Source organism: Pedobacter duraquae (assembly GCF_004362245.1).
GTDB classification, from domain to species: domain Bacteria; phylum Bacteroidota; class Bacteroidia; order Sphingobacteriales; family Sphingobacteriaceae; genus Pedobacter; species Pedobacter duraquae.
This window is the reverse complement of record NZ_SNWM01000003.1, coordinates 151,762-172,618: the sequence shown is the minus strand read 5'-3', so window position 1 is coordinate 172,618 and position 20,857 is coordinate 151,762. Positions and strand designations below refer to the sequence as shown.

Here is a 20,857-nt window from a genome sequence, read left to right as displayed (position 1 = left end):
CCTCAGTTAATAAATTCCCCAATGATTAATATAGTTCAATCTGCAAAGATCTACGTCCTTTGCCCTGCTGAAATTGCAACAGGAGGCCCAGAAGCGCTGCATCAACTCACCCACCACCTCATAAAGCAGGGGTTTGATGCCTATATGTATTACGTCCCCAATGATGTACCCAATCCCGTGAATCCACAATACGAGATATATAAGGCTCCCTATACCACTCATCTAGAGAATCAAGAAAAGAATGTAGTTGTAATGCCTGAGACTTTCCTCCCGCCACTATATCAAAAGGAATTCTCCAGGATGCAGAAAGTAATCTGGTGGCTAAGTGTACCCTATTACTTTGAGTGCCTTGAGCCCTGGAAAGCAAGAATCAGCAAGAAAAAGTTTTACGGCATCAAGTCGTTTCTCAGTCCCTCGAAATACCCACCTTTACCAACACTCGGGCGCATCAGCAAAATGCCGGTTTATAACATCAGACATTCCTTTTTTTCAGAAAGCTTTCTGAAGGAAAACCATGTTCCTATAGCAGGAAAGATTTCTGATTATATGAATCAGTCTTTTTTCGACAAGTTTAAACCTGACACGAAAAGAGAAAATCAGGTATTATATAACCCTAAAAAAAACGGTGAATTCTTAAACCAGATCATGGATGCCAGTCCCGATATCAATTGGGTTGCTGTAGAAAACCTGAGTCCCACAGGTGTAGCAGAGCTCATGAACACGAGTAAGGTCTATGTTGACTTCGGATTCCATCCTGGAAAAGAACGCATGCCAAGGGAAGCCTGTATTATGAAATGCTGTATGATTATCGGTAAAGACGGATCAGCAAAATACGCAGAAGATATGCCTATCCCGGAACTGTACCGCTTCGAAAAAGATCAAAATAAAATCCCGGAGATTATAAACCTAATCAGGAATTGCTTGTCCAACTACGATGAGCATATTAAAGCCTTTGAGCCCTATCAACAGGAATTAGCCGAAGAAGAGACAACTTTTAAGGCCGATATTGCCGCCCTGTTTTTAAAAACCCAATAATGACTGAATTAAAAAAACAAAAAAACTACGATTTCATAGATAGCATACGCTTCATATCCATGATTGGTATTGTAATGGAGCATAGTACCCTATTCTGGGGGAAACACTACACGATACTGCACGATCAGATCATCCAGACGGTCAGTCTTCAAGTGTTTAAATTTGGAACAATTATCTTCTTCTTACTGTCGGGTTTCCTCATCGGAGATAAATTTGCAACCTATAATTCCAAAGAGTACATGAAGCGCCGGTTCGACAATACGTTCAAGCCCTGGTTATTCTGGTGTTTCATGATGTTATTTCTTACTTATCTGGATATGTATGTCCGGTATGCCAAGTTTGGAGATCCGGATCTTATTACAAATCCTGTTCCTGTATTCTTTGAGAATATCGTGCATATTACCATGTTTACGGCATACTGGTTTATCCTGAACTTTATGATCTGTATCGGTACCTTACTTTTATTCCGTAAATATATCCACTCAAACATTTTTGGCGCTATATTGGGCCTCTTATCCTTATTGTACTCACTTAACCTATATGTACACTGGTTCCCTACGGCTCATACTATTGCCTTCCTCGGCTTCATATTCTACCTTTGGCTTGGGTTCAAGATCAACGTTCACTATGATAAATTCGTTGCCTTTATAAACCGCATCAGGTTATTGCCAATACTGCTGCTTGTAGTCCTCACCTTTACCGCCGCATGCTGGGAAAGTGTCCACTTAATGGATAGCATACCGGATGACCCGTTCAATACCTTGCGTTTATCCAATATTATCTATTCTCTTGTTGCCTTCGTTTTCCTGTTTAAATATGCAAATCTGCCCTTTATTTCAAGATTAAAACCACGTCAAACCACTTTTGGTATCTATCTTATACATCAACTTCTTGTATTCTATCTGCTACCTTTGATCTTTAAGCCATTGGGCATTAGTAATGAACAGGACTCTATCTGGTTTCTCGTTGCACTGCAGTTTATCCGATTTTTCATCGTGTATGCCGGAGCCTATGTTCTTGCCTTGGCGATAAGCAAATTACCAAAAGGCGCCAGGTGGGTTATCGGTCAATAGTTACCGTTTCTCATAAACATATCGCAAAAAAAAGGGGCTTAAGTTTATCACTTAAGCCCCTTATATTTTAACGCTGTTTATTTTACAGCTTACGTTTTACTTCAACCTGTTCGTAGGCTTCAACGATATCGCCAACCTCAATGTTATTGAAGTTCTGGATATTCAATCCACACTCATAACCTCTGGTTACTTCTTTCACATCATCTTTATAACGTTTCAGTGAAGCAAGCTCTCCAGTGTAGATAACCACACCATCTCTTACGATGCGAATCTTACTATTACGGGTGATCGTTCCGTCAAGGACCATACAACCTGCAATGGTACCCACCTTAGTAATTTTAAAGGTATCGCGGATCTCCACGTTAGCCGTGATTTTCTCTTCGAATTCTGGAGCAAGCATACCTTCCATCGCCGCTTTGATCTCATTGATCGCATCGTAGATGATGGAATACAGACGGATGTCAATTTGTTCCGCTTCTGCAAGCTTACGCGCTCCTGGCGAAGGACGTACCTGGAAACCAATAATAATCGCATCAGATGCCGAAGCCAGCAATACATCAGATTCTGAGATCTGACCAACCGCTTTACTGATGATATTGATCTGGATCTCTTCAGTAGACAGTTTCAATAATGAATCCGATAGGGCTTCAATTGATCCATCCACGTCACCTTTCACAATCAGGTTCAGTTCCTTGAAGTTTCCGATAGCCAAACGACGACCGATCTCATCAAGGGTAATATGTTTCTGTGTACGCAGACCCTGCTCACGCATTAACTGCAGACGTTTATTAGCAATCTCTCTGGCCTCAACCTCATTCTCCATCGCATTGAACTTATCACCTGCTGTTGGAGCGCCTTGCATACCCAATACCTGTACTGGTACCGAAGGACCTGCTTCTTCTACTTTCTGACCACGCTCATTGAACAATGCCTTAACACGTCCGCTGTAGCTACCGGCAAGGATAGGATCTCCTACTCTTAATGTACCGGCCTGAACAAGTACTGTAGTAACAATACCGCGTCCTTTATCCAATGTAGCCTCAATTACGCTACCTGTAGCACGTTTATCAGGATTTGCTTTTAAGTCTAATAACTCAGCTTCAAGCAATACTTTTTCTAATAACAGATCAACGTTCAATCCGCTTTTACCTGAGATTTCCTGCGACTGGAATTTACCACCCCAATCCTCTACCAGGATATTCATGATAGACAGCTGTTCGCGGATTTTATCAGAGTTTGCACCCGGTTTGTCAATTTTAGTAAAGGCAAATACCAAAGGTACACCTGCAGCCTGTGCGTGGTTGATGGCTTCTTTTGTTTGAGGCATCACCGCATCATCCGCTGCAACAACAATGATTGCAATATCGGCTACCTTGGCACCCCTTGCACGCATCGCCGTAAAGGCTTCGTGACCCGGTGTATCCAGGAAGGTTACCTGTTTGCCTGTTGGCGTTGTTACCATATAGGCACCAATGTGCTGGGTAATACCCCCGGCTTCACCAGCTACCACATTTGCTTTACGGATATAATCCAGCAATGAGGTCTTTCCGTGATCGACGTGACCCATAATGGTTACTACAGGAGCACGAGGTAACAAATCGTCGGCATCATCTTCCTGCTCAATAATACTATCGCTTTCATCATCTGGTTTAACGAATTGAATTTCGTAACCAAACTCATCAGCAACAATCGTTAACGTTTCCGCATCCAGACGCTGGTTGATGGAAACAAACATACCAAGGCTCATACAGGTACCAATAATTTTGGTAACTGGTACATCCATCATGCTGGCCAATTCGTTGGCCGTTACAAATTCAGTAACCTTAAGTACTTTGGATTGCAGTTCATGCTCCATTGCAGCCTCTTCAGCTGTCATGGCTACATCGTCACGTTTCTGACGACGTAATTTAGCACGCTGTGCAAATTTACCAGATTTACCAGCACCACTTAAACGTGCAAGCGTTGCTTTGATCTGATCTTGTATTTCTTTTTCCGTAGGCTCTTCCTTAGGTCCTCCAGGCGTGTTCGGCTTGGCATTTCTGAAGTTAGGTCTGTTGGCAGTATTGTTTGTATTGTTTCTGAAATCCGGACGGTTGGTGAATGTTGGTGCACCAGCTGGTCTGGCTGGGGCAGCCTGACCTGGCGTTTGTGTTCCCGAAGGGGCACTCTGTCCAGGATTTCCCTGACCTGGCATTCCAGGAGTCTTTTTGCGTTTACGCTTACGTTTCGCTTCAGCACTTTCGCCAGAAGAGGCTACCGGAGATGACTTACGTTCAGGTGTTACCGGCAAAGTAATTTTACCAATAATGTTTGGACCTGACAGTTTTACAGAACGTGCTTTGATAACCTCAGTTTCCTCAGGTTTATCAACTTTAGGCGTTTCAGCTACAGGAGCTGGAGTTACCGGTGTAATTGGCACGGTTACCGGAGGTGTTACAGCCGCTGGGGCAGGCACAACAGGTTTTGGTGCTTCTTCAACCGGTTTCGGTGCTTCAGCTACAGGAGCTTCAACAACCGGAGCTTTTTCTACAACAGGTTCTGGTGCAGGAGCTGGTTTAGGAGCTTCTACCACTACTGGTGCAGGCGTAGCTTCCTGCTGTACCACTGGAGCAGCTGCAGGCTCCTCTTTTTTAACATGACGCCCTTTATTCAGATCGTTCAGGTCTATCTTACCCACGATTTTCACGCCTGGTAAAACACCTTCTTCAACCTTTTCTTCTTCCTGTTTAGGTGCTGCCACCGGCTCAGCAGGTGCTGGCTTTGGAGCCACCACTTCTTCTTTTGCCTTTTCTACAGGAGCAGAATGTGCGTTCAGGTTTTTGACCAGAATGCCTTCATTCTCAAAATCAACGTTTTTTCTAGGCGCTTCAGCAACTCTCTCAGTTACTTCAGGTTCATCACGACGAATTTTACCTATTACAATTTGATTGGCTTCCTCTTTTACGATTTTATCTCCCTGAAACTCTTTCAACAATGCATCATACATGTCTCTTGAGAGTTTAGTATTGGGTTTATTCTCCACAGAAAAGCCTTTCTTCCCTAAAAACTCTACGGCCGTAGCTATCCCGACGTTAAGTTCCTTAACTGCTTTAAATAAAATTATTGGTTTGTCGTCTGACATTGATATCCTATTTTTTTCTTAATTCTTATACAAAAGTAACGTTTATTCTTGTTTATTTCATGTGTATGTCATTTGTTTTTAAATCCCACATGCATCCGTGATTTTCATAATCTCTATGATATTTTAATCAGGTTCAACTCAATATACGCTTATTCAAATTCTGACTGCAAGATACTCACCACTTCTTTAATGGTTTCTTCTTCCAGGTCAGTACGTTTTACCAGCTCATCAATTGACAAGGCAAGTACGCTTTTTGCTGTATCACATCCAATGGCTTTAAGCTCATCAATGATCCAGCTATCGATCTCATCCGAGAATTCTTCGATATCCACATCTTCATCTTCTTCACCAGCTTCGCGGTATACATCAATTTCATAGCCAGTCAATTTACCTGCCAATTTAATGTTATGTCCGCCTCTACCGATAGCCAAAGAAACCTGATCTGGTTTCAGATACACCGAAGCATGCTTGGTTACATCATCTAATTTAATAGATGTGATTTTAGCAGGGCTCAATGCACGTGTTATATATAAAGACACATTGTTTGTGAAATTGATCACATCAATGTTCTCATTTTTCAATTCTCTAACGATACCGTGGATACGTGATCCTTTCATACCTACACAGGCACCTACAGGATCAATTCTGTCGTCATAAGATTCAACAGCCACTTTAGCACGCTCTCCTGGCTCACGAACAATTTTCTTGATCGTAATCAGTCCGTCAAAAATCTCAGGAACCTCGATTTCGAACAAACGTTGTAAGAACTCTGGGGCAATCCTTGAAATGATGATCTTAGGCGTAGCGTTAACCATATCAACTTTGGAAATTACCGCACGAACGGTATCCCCTTTTTTGAAATAATCAGCTGGGATCTGCTCTGTTTTAGGCATCATCAGCTCGTTGCCCTCATCATCAAGTACTAAAGTTTCCTTTTTCCATACCTGATAAACTTCGCCGGTAACGATCTCTCCAACTCTGTCTTTGTATTTTTTAAAGATCTCGTCTTTCTCTAATTCCAATACTTTGGAAACTAAAGTCTGACGGGCAGCAAGGATTGCCCTGCGGCCAAAACTCTCTAAAGTAATCTGCTCGATGTGCTCATCGCCAACTTCCAGATCAGGATCGATTTTTTTGGCTTCTGCCAATTCAATCTCCAGATCATCATCCTCAGAGAAACCATCTTCCATTACTGTTCTTGTACGCCAGATCTCCAAATCCCCGTTATCCGGGTTGACAATTACGTCGCAGTTCTCATCAGTACCATATTTTTTACGCAACATACTGCGAAATACCTCTTCCAGGACACTAATCACTGTAGGACGGTCGATATTCTTGAAGTCTTTAAACTCCTGAAATGAATCGATTAAGTTAATATTGCTCATTTTTATTTAAATGAAATTAAAACCTTTGTTTCTGTTATCTGATCAAAATTCAGACTGGTTTCTACCAGCTCTGCCTTTTTACCCTTTTCTTTTTTACTCTCCTGGATCACAATAGCATTGTCATCCACCGACAGCAATTTGCCTTCTTTTTGTGTCCCGTCTTTCAGTTTGATACCCAGATCGCGACCAACATTCTTGCGGTATTGACGCGTTAACTTTAAAGGCTCGCCCACACCAGGTGAAGACACCTCCAAGTTATAAGCCTTTTCTATGGTATTTTCTTCCTCGAGATGAAATCCAACATGCCTGCTTATTGCTGCACAATCCTGGATACTAATGCCCTCATCACCATCAACGTGAATAATAAGTTTATTGTTTGGCAGCATTTTTACTTCCACCAAAAACAATTCCGGCCTATCCGAGATCTTTTCTTCAATTAACTCCTTTACTCTATTTTCTACCTGCATAACCAAATGAGAATAAAAGCAAAGAGGGGACATCTGTCCCCTCCTAACCGCTATTACACTGCAAATCTACAAATTATTTTTGAAAATTAAAAATGATGCCCGAGAAGTTATGATCAGAAGACACTGATTGTGTTACGGTTTAAGTAAGGGAGACCAAATTTATCCCACTATACAGTAAATACGCGAACAGAATTGATATAAAGGGAAATCTGCAGTTACAGTTGGTTGAAAATCCACGAAAAACGCACAAAGCCCTATAAGGGAACTACGCGGGGAAATCTGACGGATAATTCTGGCAGGCGAAATTTATGCAGGTCCACACTGAGTCCACAGTAAGTCCACAGTGAGTCCACCGATTTATATAAAAAACGTGGACTTACCCTGGAGTCATATAGCAATCAGTATGGATTTAATAAAACTTGTACCCGAACTAAAAAATACGTATATTGATCTCATAATTAACTAAATAGAGCATGTAAAACACATTACCATGGCAAAATTTGACGGAAAGCACTTACGTGGATTATTGGGTCCATTTATCTTTAAAAAAACTAAAAAGGGTAGCGTAGTAAGTACAAAAGCAGAAAAAGTAAGGCAAACAGAAGAGACAAAAAAAAGTGCCAGCTTTTTCGGCGGCGTAGCTTCTTTTGCCAGAGTGCTCCGAACAATGATGAAACCGGTAGGAGTTCAGGATACTGGTCTGATGAACCGACTCAACAAAGAACTTCTGTCTGTACTTTTGCAATGCTATAATAAGCCAACTAAAACTTTTAATTTTACGAACACGCACTTCAAAAGATTAGAGGGCATGGACCTGAACAGCAATTCTTTGCTAAAAGAAAATCTATGGGACTTGCCCGGTTACAGTAAAAATGAAGACCAGCTCATCATCAGTGTACCAAATATCACACCTGGAAAAAACTTGAGCTTTCCGAACGATGCCCTATTTTGTGAACTCTATATCCAACCCATACAGATTGACCTGAACGGCGGATATTTTAAGAAAATGGATGCTATACGGATTGAGATTTCCTTTTTTGATGAAGTTGTTTCCGCGCAGGAATTTAATGTCGAGCTATTTCCAGGGACGTTATGCATAGTTGCTGTTGGGCTTAATTATTTCAAGAAAAATGTTGACAGGTATATTGACTTGAACAACCTGGATTTTTCACCTGCAGCATTTGCCTATGCCGCAATGCATGATGGTGTATTTGCAGAGGTAGTACATGAGCGGGTTACCACAGAACTGGAAGAGGGTTCGTCAGTCACTAATACAGTATTCTGGAGCAAGGAACATCAAGGTTTCCCCATACAGCAATTACCTGTGCAATAACTGTTCTGAGGGTTTTACCGCATAATTCATCCGCCCTTTCAGCACATTTCCAACACCGGCAAAGCGGCTGTTCAGGTAAGTGCTGACCAGATAATCGCGACCTTTAACAAAGGCGTGTTCCGGCATAAATACGACCGAACTGTCCGTTACCAACACTCGCCCTGCTATCGGGGTTTCCATAATCGTACTGTCGGATTCCGAAGGAGTCTGTACAACAGAGATTAACTGATTCTTTAAAGAGTCCGTGGTCGTATCACTTTTAAGTTGATAAAGTCCGTCCTGATCAATGTTAGTTACAACGATCGCAGTACTGTCAGAAGAAAACTTGATTAAAACCGGCTTATTATTTGCTGAGAAACAAGAAGACAAGCTATATGATATAGCAAGGAGACACACATATTTCTTCAGATTACTAAGCATAAACAAAATTAAACATTATGAGATTGATTATCGAAATTTTATTGATGGGCCTAGCGGTATTTCTCGGCGCAAGACTGGTTCCCGGCGTACACATAGACGGCTACGGAACGGCTATCATTGCGGCCATCCTTATTGCGCTTGCAAATGCAACGATCGGATTTATTCTGCGGATCCTGACCTTCCCGATTAATTTTCTAACCCTCGGACTGGTTTCCTTTATCATTACCGTGTTGATGATTTTATTGGTTGATAACCTGATGAGCGGGTTTTCTACAACGGGATTCTGGGCAGCAGCATTCCTGGCAATTGTTGTGGCATTAATCAAGGCACTATTTAATGCGATTGCCGGATCGCCGGAAGACCGTTAGAAGTAACGGGTGCATTTAATAAATATGCACCCGTTAAATTTTATTTAAGGACCTCTCTAGAGATTACCATCTTCTGGATCTCTGAAGTACCTTCATAGATTTGTGTGATTTTAGCATCGCGCATTAACCTTTCTACATGATATTCTTTTACAAAACCGTATCCGCCATGAATCTGAACAGCTTCAACAGTTACGTCCATTGCGACTTTAGAAGCATATAATTTTGCCATAGAGCCCGCAAGCGTATAGGGCAAGCCTTGGTCTTTAAGCCATGCGGCCTTGTACACCAGCATCCTGGCTGCTTCAATCTGTGTAGCCATATCGGCCAGCTTAAAGGCTATAGCCTGATGCTCTGCAATAGCTTTGCCGAATGATTTACGTTGTTGCGCGTAGGCAAGTGCAATTTCATAGGCACCAGCAGCAATTCCAAGTGCTTGTGCTGCAATTCCGATACGCCCGCCTTCAAGCGTCTTCATCGCGAATTTGAATCCAAAACCGTCTTCACCGATACGATTTTCCTTAGGTACCTTCACATCGTTAAACATCAATGAGTGTGTGTCTGATCCGCGGATACCGAGTTTATTTTCTTTCGGCCCTATAGTAAAACCGGGTGTACCCTTTTCTACAATAAAAGCGTTGATTCCCCTGTGTTTAAGTGATTTGTCTGTTTGCGCAATAACAAGATAAGTAGAGGCTGTGCTGCCGTTGGTAATCCAGTTCTTAGTTCCATTAAGCAGGTAGTAATCGCCTTTATCTTCAGCTGTTGTTTGTTGTGATGTTGCATCAGAACCAGCTTCAGGCTCTGATAAACAGAAAGCGCCGATCTGCTGACCGGAAGCCAAAGGTTTCAGGTATTTTTCTTTTTGGGCTTCGGTACCATAGGCCTCTAAACCGTAACATACCAAAGAATTATTTACAGAAACAACCACGGACGCTGAGGCATCAATTTTGGATAGCTCCTCCATTACCAATACATAGGAAAGCGCATCAAGTCCGCTTCCATTGTATTTTTCGTTCACCATCATACCCAGAAAACCCAGTTCACCGAGTTTCTTAACCTGTTCTGCAGGGAACTTCTGATGTTCATCGCGCTCAATTACACCAGGCTTCAATTCGGTCTGTGCGAAATCACGCGCAGCCTGCTGGATCATCAATTGTTCTTCACTTAGTTGAAATTGCATAATATAAGTATCTATAAAATCCGTTTTGCCAAATTTAGTATTTCTGATTGGAAATACTATGGATGCATAGCAATTTTATAGAATAACTTCCCTGCAGCTAAACTGAGTACGTTAAATTACTTCAAGAGGTGGTTATTATCGTCTGGGAATACCAGAATTGGATGGTACGCTTTTGCTTCTTCTATTGGAAGAGAACCATAAGACATGATGATCAGAATATCGCCAACCTGAACTTTCCGTGCAGTAGCACCGTTCAGACAAACTGTTCCTGTGCCTCTTTCACCTTTGATCACATAGGTTTCAAAGCGTTCGCCATTATTATTATTTACGATTTGAACTTTCTCATTAGCAATGATTTGTGCGGCATCCATCAGATCTTCATCAATGGTAATGCTACCCACATAGTTCAATTCTGCCTGCGTTACTCTAACGCGGTGTATTTTCGATTTTAAGATCTCGATAATCATTTGGCAAAGTTAGGTAAAGTTTTAACTGATTATTGTAAAAAAGTTCAGCTCAACAAGATGTTGTCGATCAGCCTGGTCTGTCCCACCTTCGCGGCAACGAGTGCAACAATGTTTTGAGCGTTTTTATCCGACTCAGGCAGTAAAGTTTCTCCATTCGCAATCGTGAAATAATCCAGTTCAACACCGGGAGTAGCAGAAATCATCGTTTCTGCATCAATCAGCAATTCTGCGATCGGTTTAGTGTCGAAATTTTCATGCACATAATTTAAGGCCTTGCTTAAAATTAACGCATGCTGCCGGTCGGCCGCAGAAAGGTGAATATTTCTGGAGCTCATAGCCAACCCATCATCCTCACGTATGATAGGACATGAGAGGATCTCGAGTTTTAAGTCGAAGTGTGCTACCATCTGGCGGATCATGAGGATTTGCTGAAAGTCTTTTTGTCCGAAGCAAGCGATATCAGGATCTACGGCATCAAATAGTTTTTTTACAATTTGCGTTACTCCCTGATAATGTCCTTTTCTGAATGCCCCTTCAAGCAGGAACTCAGCCGGACCAAGATCTATATGCCAAGTTTCGGGTGTCGGGTACATTTCAGCTACTGCTGGCATGAATACGATATCACAACCAGCAGCCTCAAGCATCTGAATATCGTGCTCAAGTGGTCGGGGATATTTTTCCAGATCTTTTGGATCTGTAAATTGGGTGGGGTTTACAAAGATGCTGCAGACTACCACATCGGCTTTCTGCTGGGCAAGTTCGAGCAAAGAAATATGTCCCTTATGCAGTGCGCCCATAGTTGGCACCAATGCAATTTTCTGCGCAGCGGATTTAACCGGTTTGAGCAGCATCTGTAATGCCGCTATCGTGTTTATAACTTTCAATCTAACGTATAAAGTTTACTGCCCCAAAGTTGGGTATTTATCTATTCCCAACAAAACATCTTGCGCAAGATATTGATAAATGTTATAATTTTGCTTATCTTTGCCCCTTGATTATCTTTTCTTTAACATAATTTTATTTACGAATATGGAGATGGCAAAAACGAAGCTACTGATTGTTACACACGAGATGTCGCCTTTCCTCGAACTCACCAAAATTTCAGAAATTACCCGTCAATTACCACAGGCGATGCAAGATAAAGGATTTGAAATCCGCATCCTGATGCCTAAATTCGGAAACATTAATGAGAGAAGGAATAGATTACACGAAGTTATCCGCTTATCGGGGATGAACATTGTAATTGACGACAACGACAATCCATTAATCATTAAAGTTGCTTCAATTCCTGCCGCACGTATGCAGGTTTACTTTTTGGATAATGAAGATTATTTTCACCGTAAATATGTTTTCAGAGACAAGGAAAATAAGTTTTACGAGGATAATGATGAAAGGACTATTTTCTTCTGCAAAGGCGCATTAGAGACTGTTAAAAAATTAGGTTGGGCTCCAGATATCATACATTGCCATGGCTGGATGACTTCACTTGTACCTGCTTACATTAAAACTTCTTACAAAAACGACCCTACTTTTAAAAACTCAAAGGTTGTTTATTCCGTGTATGAGGATTGCTTTTCAGAAACCCTGAATGCAGATCTGCACAAGAAAGCCGTAATGAACGCGATGACTGCTGACGACACTAAAATGTTCGAAAATGCAAACTGCAGTACGATGCACATCGGTGCAATTACTTACTCTGACGCCGTTGTTTTAGCAGACGAAAACATCAGTGATGATGTGTTAAAATTTGTTAAAGATTCCAATAAGCCAACTTTAGCTTTTAATTTAACCGAAAATTTCGAGAACTTCTATTCATTATATGAAGAGATCTCGGACGAAGAATTGATTTCTATAGCTTAAACTGGTATTATTAATAACATATGAAATTTAAAAGACTAGACTTATTAACCCTGTTGATAAGTCTTTTTATTTTTGCTTCCTGCAAAAACTCAAGCACAATTGGTTTAGATCTTGACCCCGCAACTGCTATTCAAGGCAAACTGATTGACTCAGTTACGGTAACAACAAGAACTGTAGCTGATCAACCAGCAACATCTGCCGGACTAACAACTTACCCTTTTGGTTACATAACCGATCCAACATTCGGAACTTCTGAAGCATCAATAGCTATGTCGGTTGGATTGCCGTCTTCAGCAGCGTATGATTTCGGTACAAATGCAGTGGTAGATTCTGCCATATTAGTACTCCCTTATGCGACTTCGGGTTTTTATGGCGACTCAACATCGACCTATAGCATCGATGTACATCAATTAAAATCTGACATTACTGATGCTGGTGCAGCAGCTTTCAAGACCGACAAAAGTTTTGCGTACAATACTACGCTTTCAGGATATCCTGATGGTGTATTCGGAAATTATACCGGCTCGGTTAAACCAAATACTCCATTCAAAGTTACGGCTATAGTATCTGGCGGTATAGACACATTAGTAGCTGTACCTGCGCAGATTCGCGTTAAACTTGACAAGGCATTCATTCAAAACAATATTGTGAATCTGGGTACAGCATCGCTGATTAATAATGCAACTTTCACCAATAACTTTAAGGGGTTGCACCTGAGTCTGAATAAAAGTAAGTCGACAGGTAAAGGCGGCATCATGTATTTCAATTTCTCTGGTGGAACTTCTCAACTGGAAGTTTATTTCAAACGTCAGAATTCGACTACCGCAACTGTTGTTGATACTGTTCTTGCCAGTTTCCCAATCTCATCTTCGACAGCGCCTGTTGCAGCTACAGTGAGTCATAATTACACAGGTACTGATATTGCCAAACAATTAAGTACGCCAACAGTACAATACCAGTCAACCTATATCCAGGGTCTTACTGGAGTGAGGAACAAAATAAGTTTCCCTTACCTGGCCAGTTTCATTAAGAATCTGGGTGGTAAAGTTGTGATCAATAAAGCTGAACTCGTTTTAGATCTAAGCTCAGGCACTGATATTGCCCCATTTTATCCGGCAACAGTTCTGGCTCTGTACACAACAGATCTTGCCGGCGCGCGGGTAAACATCCTTGATAACCAGGCACCAACAACATCGGTAGCAAATCCAAACTATCTCTCTAATTTTGGTGGTGGTTACGATGCAACCAATAAGAATTACACGTTCGTCATAACAAGCTACCTGCAGAGTTTATTAGATGGGAAGACCGTGGATTATGGCACTTATATCGGCGCCTCATCAACGAGTATTCTGCCGTCTTCAACAACCTACCTTCAGCCTCCGGTTACTTCTGCTGATCGATCCGTAATTGGTGCTTTCGGAAATGCGACCAATAAGGTTAAACTAAATATTTACTACACTAAGATTAATTAGTGAATTAATTTTACTTTTACAGACCCCTGGTATTAATTTCCCGGGGGTTTTTATTTTAAATACTTTTTTATGTGCGGAATAGTTGGTTACATCGGTTTCAGGGAAGCCTGGCCATTAGTGATTAAAGGTTTAAAAAGGCTGGAATACAGAGGTTATGACAGTGCAGGTATTGCATTGATCGGAGACTCAGGATTGAATATCTATAAAAAAGCAGGCAAGGTTTCCGAGCTGGAGAACTTTTCCGTGGGAAAGAATCTAAGCGGCACAATCGGTATTGGCCATACCCGCTGGGCAACTCACGGTGCTCCTTCCGACAGGAATTCGCATCCACATACTTCCAACAGTGGTACTTTGTCTATCATACACAATGGCATCATTGAAAATTATGCTACACTAAAAGAAGAATTGCTCAAACGCGGCCACTTTTTCAATAGTGATACTGATACAGAGGTTCTCATTCATTTGATTGAAGAGATTTACAAAAATGATGACGTAGATCTTTTAGAGGCGGTGAGACTAGCGCTGAATGAGGTAACAGGAGCCTATGCGATTGTCGTAATGGACCAAAATCAGCCTGATCAGCTTATTGCGGCAAGAAAAGGTAGTCCGATGGTGATTGGTGTTGGTGAAGATGAATATTTCATTGCTTCTGATGCAACGCCAATTGTAGAATACACCAAAAATGTAATTTATCTAAATGACAATGAAATAGCCTTTGTAAAAAGGGATGAATTATTGATTAAACGCCTGGATAATGTAGTGCAGACTCCTTATATCCAGGAACTGGAGATACAGTTGGAATTGCTTGAAAAGGGTGGCTTTGATCACTTCATGCTGAAAGAGATTTATGAGCAGCCACGTTCTATCCGTGACTGTATGCGTGGTCGTATTTACCCGAATGAAGGTTTTGTTCAGCTTGGCGGCATTAAGGAGTATGCAGAAAAGCTAAAAAACATTGACCGTATTATTATTGTAGCCTGTGGTACATCATGGCATGCCGGCCTTGTTGGGGAATACCTGATTGAAGAGTATGCACGCATTCCTGTTGAAGTAGAATACGCATCAGAGTTCAGATATAGAAACCCTATTATCACGGAGAAAGATGTAGTAATTGCGATTTCTCAATCGGGAGAAACGGCAGATACCATGGCAGCCATAGAAATGGCTAAAGAAAAGGGAGCTACTATTTTCGGTGTATGTAATGTAGTGGGTTCTTCTATTCCCCGACTTACTCATGCTGGTGTTTACACACATGCCGGCCCGGAGATTGGCGTAGCTTCAACGAAAGCATTTACCGCACAGGTAACTGTTTTAACGTTGATTGCTTTTTACATGGCACAGCAGAAAGGTACAATTACAAAGGCAAAGATGGTAGAGCTGCTAACAGAGCTTGACCTGATCCCTGAGAAGATACAACGCGCACTGGAGTCTAACGACCTGATTAAAGAAATTGCCGCTAAATTCAAAGATTCCAGAAACTGCCTGTTCCTGGGGCGGGGCAGCGGCTTCCCTGTGGCATTAGAAGGCGCATTAAAGCTGAAAGAAATCTCCTATATACACGCTGAAGGTTATCCCGCGGCAGAGATGAAGCATGGTCCTATTGCACTGATTGATGAGGAAATGCCTGTTGTAGTTATCGCAACTAAAAACTCTTCTTACGAAAAAGTAATCAGCAACATTCAGGAAGTAAAAGCAAGAAAAGGTATTGTGCTCGCCATTGTCACAGAAGGCGACACAGAAGTTAAAAAAATGGCGGATTACGTGATTGAGATACCTGATGCCAGTGAAGCATTTTTACCATTGCTGGCCACTATTCCTTTACAATTACTTTCTTACCACATCGCAGTGCTTAGAGATTGTAACGTAGATCAGCCTAGAAATCTGGCTAAATCTGTTACGGTAGAGTAATTAAAACTCCAATATTTAAAAAAAGGCCCCAATAAGTTTTCGACTTTTTGGGGCCTTTTTTACGGATTATTTTTTTCTTAAACTGTTGTGTTTAAAATGGAAGATCACCCTCAACACCACCCACATCTATAAAGTCACGTTCGTGTTTGGGTGCAACATGGGTAGTAGGTGTATTTTCAAAATCACTCTTACGACCGAGTATGGTGAAGTTTTCGGCTACCACCTCTGTGACATATCTTTTGACTTTTTCCCGGTCTTCGAATGAACGCGTGCGAAGTTTTCCTTCAATGTAGACTAGTTTTCCCTTGGTCAGGTACTTGGATGCAACTTCAGCAAGCCCTCTCCAGAGCACAATATTATGCCATTCTGTTTGCTCTATACGCTTACCGTCTTTATTATAGGTTTCGGAGGTTGCCAGTGGGAAACTGGTTACGGTGACGCCACCCTCCAGGTGCCGGGTTTCGGGATCTTTTCCCAGGTGCCCGACAAGGATTACTTTGTTAATACCTGACATGTGTTTATACTTTGGTTATGTAGTTGCTTATAAAATTACTGATCATAATAGGCTGTGGAAGTTCGTTAAACTCATCCAGCGAAACCCATTTAATAGTTGCTTTATGATTAAAGTTAATCATAAAATTTTCTAAAACAAAAAATTTAGCATATATTGTTTGGTGTGTCAATAAATGCTTTACTTTTTGTACCGGACGGATAACGACCTCTTTACCAAACATTTCCTGAACTTGAATTAAAAAATCAATATCCGATAATTCAGTCTCTGAAATCGTTTCAAACATTGGCAAATCATGCAAATGTTGCCAGATATCCCCTGCACCTCTCCTGTTCACCAAAATCTCTCCATCTACCATACAAACAAAGTAATTAAAGAATCTGTTTCGTTTTTTTACTGTCTTTAATTTTACAGGGAGATCCTGAACCTGTTGATGAGCGTAAGCCCAACAACCAGTCTGCACCGGACAAATTGCACAATCAGGTGATTTGGGTTTACATTGCAAAGCGCCAAACTCCATGATGGCTTGGTTATACACAGCAGGATTCTGTCCGATAACGAGTGAGCGGGCAAGCGCAGTAAATTCTTTTTTACCTGCCGTACTGTTAATGGGTATGGAGATACCATAGAACCTGGATAAGACCCGGAATACATTCCCATCCAATACCGCTTGTTGCTCGCCTGTAGAAAAAGAACTGATTGCGGCCGCCGTATATTCGCCCACCCCTTTAAGTTGAATGAGATCTGCATAATTGCCTGGAAATACGCCATTATGGCCCTTTATTACCTGTTGGGCTGTTGCATGCATATTACGCCCTCTGGAATAATAGCCCAGTCCTTGCCAAAGTTTAAGGATTAATGTTTCAGGCGCATTGGCGAAATCATGGACGGTCGGAAAATGTTCAAGGAATTTGTTAAAATACGGCAGCCCCTGCTCTACGCGGGTTTGTTGAAGAATAATTTCCGAAAGCCAGATCACATAAGGATCGGTTGTATCACGCCAGGGCAGGGCTCTTTTATTGTTGTGATACCATTTCGTTATTTCCTCTTGAAAAATCATAGCTACAAAAGTACAGCCTAATTAACTATAAATCGTAAAACTTGCATTTCTCTGATGGTTCAAACTTCAAATAAATCATCTTTTATTTTCCTATCTCATTAAAAAGCAATACTTTTGCAACCCCAAAACACTTATAATATTTAACACACAACAAATTAATAATAGAAAATATGACTAAGGCAGATATTATTTCAGAAATATCAACTAAAACAGGAATTGAAAAAGTAGATGTACAAGAGACCGTAGAGGCGTTTTTCAAAGTGATCAAAAACAGCATGATCGGTGGAGAAAATGTATACGTTAGAGGGTTTGGAAGTTTTGTTGTAAAAAAGAGAGCACAAAAAACTGCGAGAAACATTTCTAAAAACACTGCTATCATTATCCCTGAGCACTTTGTACCTAGCTTTAAACCAGCAAAAGTGTTTGTAGATAAAGTTAAAAACAACACAAAAAAACTTAGCGTAGAAGCATAATCAGCTATGATGACCAATATCCGTACTAAACAAATCATCTTGATATCAGCAGTAGTATTGCTGATCGCGTTTTTGTTTACTAGAGATATTAAAGGTCTGGTAAAGCCTAAAGAACAGACTACAAATGTTCCGGCAGCGGGGCAACTTACTACACCTGCAGCTGCAGAAATCAGCCTTTCTGAAGTTTCTACCGAAGGCAAGAATGTCATTAATGAAAATCTTGCCAAAGAAATTACAGCACTGGAAAATGATTTCAAGACAGCTAAAGGAAATGATCAGGTAGAACTGGCAAAAACATTGGCTCAGAAATGGGATGATGTTGAGCAATTGGTTCCTAGTGCATTGTATCTTGAGGTGATCGCTGATCAGCAAAAGACATTGCAGAGCTGGTTAGCTGCCGGCGGCAAGTTTATGAAGGCATACGACAATACTAAAGACAGTTTAATGCAACCTAAGTTGCTTCAAAAAGCCAATACAGCTTACACTGCTGCGATGGCAATTGATTCGATGAGTCTGGAAGCAAAAACAGGTTTAGGTATTACCGTAGTGGACGGAATGGGCGCGCCAATGCAGGGAATTGCCATGTTACTGGATGTTGTAAAGAGAGATCCAAAAAATGCCAAAGCCAACATGAGCCTCGGTATTTTCGCGATCAAATCCGGTCAGTTCGACAAAGCTATTATCAGATTTGAGGACATTGTAAAGGTTAAACCTTCTCCCGATGCTTATTTTTACCTGGCCACCTCTTATGAGAACCTGGGCAAGAATAAGGAAGCTATTGATGCTTACTTAAAAAGTAAGAAACTTGCAGGCAATCCGACGTTATCTAAATTCATAGATAAAAAAGTGACTGAGCTGAAAGAAAAAATTTAATCAACAGATTTATAAAAATATTTAAAATTTAAAATTATGCCAAGCGGTAAAAAAAGAAAAAGACATAAAATGGCAACCCACAAACGTAAAAAACGTTTAAGAAAAAACAGACATAAGAAAAAATAGTATTTTTTCTATGAATTACTGGTAACCATATGTGTTATGAATTTTCATGACGTATATGGTTATTGGTGATGTTTTTTATTTTCAGTCCATGTGTTAAATAAGGTATTCATATACCTTGAAATCTATAGCTTTTGGTAAAGGAATTAATTATCGATTCAACTCCTACGGGAGTAACCATAGCTTTGATTGAAGACAAACAACTTGTAGAGCTTCATAAAGAACACATTAACAACAACTATGCTGTTGGCGATATATATTTAGGTCGGATAAAGAAAATTATGCCCGGCCTGAATGCTGCGTTCGTTGATGTGGGCTATGAGAAAGATGCATTTTTGCATTATTTTGATCTTGGCCCTCAAGTTCAGTCTTTAATAAAGCTGACAAAAATTAAGCGTAATGGATCTGTTAGCGGGACACTGTTAGACAATATCAAACTGGAAGCCGATATTAATAAGGCAGGTAAGATATCTGAGGTAGTGTTTAAAAACATGATCATACCGGTTCAAATAGCTAAGGAGCCCATCTCGACCAAGGGTCCACGATTGAGCTCTGATCTATCTATCGCCGGTCGCTACATTGTATTGGTACCTTTCTCCAATGTAATTTCCATCTCCAAAAAGATTAAAAGCAATACAGAACGTAATCGTTTAAAGAAGATTATCGAAAGTATAAAGCCTAAAAATTTTGGCGTTATCATCAGAACGGTTTCTGAAGCCAAAGGAGTTGAGGAATTACAAAAAGACTTACTGGATTCTATTGCAAAATGGGAGAGTTTCATTAAAAAGCTTCCTGATGCAGAACCATCCAAACGTGTCTGGGGAGAAATGGACAGAACGTCGACCCTGATCAGGGATATCCTGAGCACCGACTTCACCAATGTATACGTGAACGATCTGAATCTTTTCGAAGATATCAAGTCGTATGTACACCAGATCTCTCCTGAGATGGAGAAGATTGTTAAGCCGTACAAACATAAAGAGCCGATCTTTGAGCATTTTGGCATAGAGAAGCAAATTAAAAATGGCTTCGGTAAAACTGTTAACCTACCCGGTGGTGCCTATTTAGTTGTAGAACACACGGAGGCTTTGCATGTTATTGATGTAAACAGTGGTAACAGAACAGCGAGTAAAGAAAACCAGGAAGAGAATGCGCTTCAGGTGAATAAAGAAGCTGCTAAAGAAATTGCCCGTCAACTTCGTTTGCGGGATATGGGTGGTATTGTGGTCATCGATTTTATCGATATGCACAAACCCACCAACCGAAAAATGCTGTTCGATTATCTGCGCGAGCTGATGATCCTGGACAGGGCCAAACACACTATTCTGCCGCCAAGTAAATTTGGATTGGTTCAGATCACACGCCAGCGTGTGCGCCCTGAGATGAATATTGTGACCAATGAAAAATGCCCTACCTGTGATGGTACCGGGGAGATCAAAGCAAGTATTGTTTTGATGGACGACATAGAGAATAACCTGAACTATATTTTGCAGGAACAGAATGAAAAGAATATCACACTTTGTGTGCATCCTTACATCGAAGCCTACATCAAAAAGGGAATTATTTCCCTGCAATGGAAATGGTTCTTCAAATTTGGTCAGCGCATCAAAATTAAAGCGGTATCCTCCTATAACTTAACGGAGTTTCATTTCATGTCTGCTAAAGACGAAGAGATCAAGCTTTAAAAAGGGTAAAAAATAAGCAAAAGGGCGTTTGGTATCACCAGAC

General features: G+C 41.0%; 19 protein-coding genes. 10 read left to right on the top strand and 9 right to left on the bottom strand.

Annotated elements, in window-relative coordinates; all coding sequences use genetic code 11:
* Positions 1-21: 21 nt before the first annotated feature.
* The gene (locus tag CLV32_RS12215) at positions 22-1,035 is read left to right on the top strand and encodes a hypothetical protein (RefSeq protein WP_133555909.1); all 1,014 of its coding nucleotides are present in this window, start codon (positions 22-24) and stop codon (positions 1,033-1,035) included.
* The gene (locus CLV32_RS12210; RefSeq protein ID WP_133555907.1) at positions 1,035-2,108 is read left to right on the top strand and encodes an acyltransferase family protein; all 1,074 of its coding nucleotides are present in this window, start codon (positions 1,035-1,037) and stop codon (positions 2,106-2,108) included. The genes CLV32_RS12215 and CLV32_RS12210 overlap by 1 nt, the downstream gene beginning before the upstream one ends.
* A gap of 82 nt (positions 2,109-2,190) precedes the next feature.
* Here the strand turns inward: CLV32_RS12210 and infB are convergent, their stop codons facing one another.
* From infB to rimP, 3 genes are all read right to left on the bottom strand, one after another.
* Positions 2,191-5,229 (bottom strand): translation initiation factor IF-2, encoded by a 3,039-nt coding sequence (gene infB, locus CLV32_RS12205; protein ID WP_133555905.1) that lies wholly within the window; start codon positions 5,227-5,229, stop codon positions 2,191-2,193.
* Positions 5,230-5,378: 149 nt separating this feature from the next.
* Positions 5,379-6,614 carry a transcription termination factor NusA gene (gene nusA, locus CLV32_RS12200; RefSeq protein WP_133555904.1) on the bottom strand — a complete coding sequence of 412 codons (1,236 nt, stop codon included), beginning with the start codon at positions 6,612-6,614 and terminating at the stop codon, positions 5,379-5,381.
* Between the two features lie 2 nt (positions 6,615-6,616).
* Positions 6,617-7,081: a ribosome assembly cofactor RimP gene (gene rimP / locus CLV32_RS12195; protein WP_133555902.1), complete on the bottom strand. Its 465-nt coding sequence runs from the start codon at positions 7,079-7,081 to the stop codon at positions 6,617-6,619.
* Between the two features lie 490 nt (positions 7,082-7,571).
* On the opposite strand from rimP, the gene CLV32_RS12190 reads away from it, so the two are divergent.
* Positions 7,572-8,414: a hypothetical protein gene (locus tag CLV32_RS12190; RefSeq protein ID WP_133555900.1), complete on the top strand. Its 843-nt coding sequence runs from the start codon at positions 7,572-7,574 to the stop codon at positions 8,412-8,414.
* Here CLV32_RS12190 and CLV32_RS12185 read toward each other — a convergent pair.
* Positions 8,400-8,834 carry a hypothetical protein gene (locus CLV32_RS12185; protein ID WP_133555898.1) on the bottom strand — a complete coding sequence of 145 codons (435 nt, stop codon included), beginning with the start codon at positions 8,832-8,834 and terminating at the stop codon, positions 8,400-8,402. The two genes, CLV32_RS12190 and CLV32_RS12185, sit on opposite strands and share 15 nt — an antisense overlap.
* A 17-nt stretch (positions 8,835-8,851) precedes the next feature.
* Between CLV32_RS12185 and CLV32_RS12180 the strand changes: the two genes are divergently transcribed.
* A complete protein-coding gene (locus tag CLV32_RS12180; RefSeq protein ID WP_133555896.1) occupies positions 8,852-9,202 on the top strand; it encodes a phage holin family protein in 351 nt (116 codons plus the stop codon).
* 40 nt (positions 9,203-9,242) lie between these two features.
* Here the strand turns inward: CLV32_RS12180 and CLV32_RS12175 are convergent, their stop codons facing one another.
* The 3 genes from CLV32_RS12175 to panC form a co-directional block, all read right to left on the bottom strand.
* The gene (locus tag CLV32_RS12175; protein WP_133555894.1) at positions 9,243-10,382 is read right to left on the bottom strand and encodes an acyl-CoA dehydrogenase; all 1,140 of its coding nucleotides are present in this window, start codon (positions 10,380-10,382) and stop codon (positions 9,243-9,245) included.
* Between the two features lie 116 nt (positions 10,383-10,498).
* Positions 10,499-10,849, bottom strand: a complete 351-nt coding sequence (gene panD, locus CLV32_RS12170; protein ID WP_133555892.1) for an aspartate 1-decarboxylase — start codon at positions 10,847-10,849, stop codon at positions 10,499-10,501.
* Positions 10,850-10,893: 44 nt separating this feature from the next.
* A complete protein-coding gene (gene panC / locus CLV32_RS12165) occupies positions 10,894-11,733 on the bottom strand; it encodes a pantoate--beta-alanine ligase (protein WP_133555889.1) in 840 nt (279 codons plus the stop codon).
* A gap of 151 nt (positions 11,734-11,884) precedes the next feature.
* On the opposite strand from panC, the gene CLV32_RS12160 reads away from it, so the two are divergent.
* From CLV32_RS12160 to glmS, 3 genes are all read left to right on the top strand, one after another.
* The gene (locus CLV32_RS12160; RefSeq protein ID WP_243732299.1) at positions 11,885-12,709 is read left to right on the top strand and encodes a glycogen/starch synthase; all 825 of its coding nucleotides are present in this window, start codon (positions 11,885-11,887) and stop codon (positions 12,707-12,709) included.
* Between the two features lie 20 nt (positions 12,710-12,729).
* Complete coding sequence (locus CLV32_RS12155; RefSeq protein ID WP_133555885.1) at positions 12,730-14,181, top strand: DUF4270 domain-containing protein; 1,452 nt, start codon at positions 12,730-12,732, stop codon at positions 14,179-14,181.
* Positions 14,182-14,250: 69 nt separating this feature from the next.
* Positions 14,251-16,089: a glutamine--fructose-6-phosphate transaminase (isomerizing) gene (gene glmS / locus CLV32_RS12150; protein WP_133555883.1), complete on the top strand. Its 1,839-nt coding sequence runs from the start codon at positions 14,251-14,253 to the stop codon at positions 16,087-16,089.
* A gap of 91 nt (positions 16,090-16,180) precedes the next feature.
* Here the strand turns inward: glmS and CLV32_RS12145 are convergent, their stop codons facing one another.
* Positions 16,181-16,603 carry a single-stranded DNA-binding protein gene (locus tag CLV32_RS12145; RefSeq protein WP_133555881.1) on the bottom strand — a complete coding sequence of 141 codons (423 nt, stop codon included), beginning with the start codon at positions 16,601-16,603 and terminating at the stop codon, positions 16,181-16,183.
* Positions 16,604-16,607: 4 nt separating this feature from the next.
* Positions 16,608-17,660, bottom strand: a complete 1,053-nt coding sequence (gene mutY, locus CLV32_RS12140; protein ID WP_133555879.1) for an A/G-specific adenine glycosylase — start codon at positions 17,658-17,660, stop codon at positions 16,608-16,610.
* A 170-nt stretch (positions 17,661-17,830) separates the two neighbouring features.
* On the opposite strand from mutY, the gene CLV32_RS12135 reads away from it, so the two are divergent.
* From CLV32_RS12135 to CLV32_RS12125, 3 genes are all read left to right on the top strand, one after another.
* On the top strand, positions 17,831-18,133 hold the full coding sequence (locus tag CLV32_RS12135) for an HU family DNA-binding protein (RefSeq protein WP_133555877.1): 303 nt from the start codon (positions 17,831-17,833) through the stop codon (positions 18,131-18,133).
* A 6-nt stretch (positions 18,134-18,139) separates the two neighbouring features.
* Positions 18,140-19,006 carry a tetratricopeptide repeat protein gene (locus CLV32_RS12130; protein ID WP_133555875.1) on the top strand — a complete coding sequence of 289 codons (867 nt, stop codon included), beginning with the start codon at positions 18,140-18,142 and terminating at the stop codon, positions 19,004-19,006.
* Positions 19,007-19,263: 257 nt separating this feature from the next.
* Entirely contained in the window at positions 19,264-20,814 is a 1,551-nt protein-coding gene (locus CLV32_RS12125; RefSeq protein ID WP_133555874.1) for an Rne/Rng family ribonuclease, read from the top strand.
* Positions 20,815-20,857 lie beyond the last annotated feature (43 nt).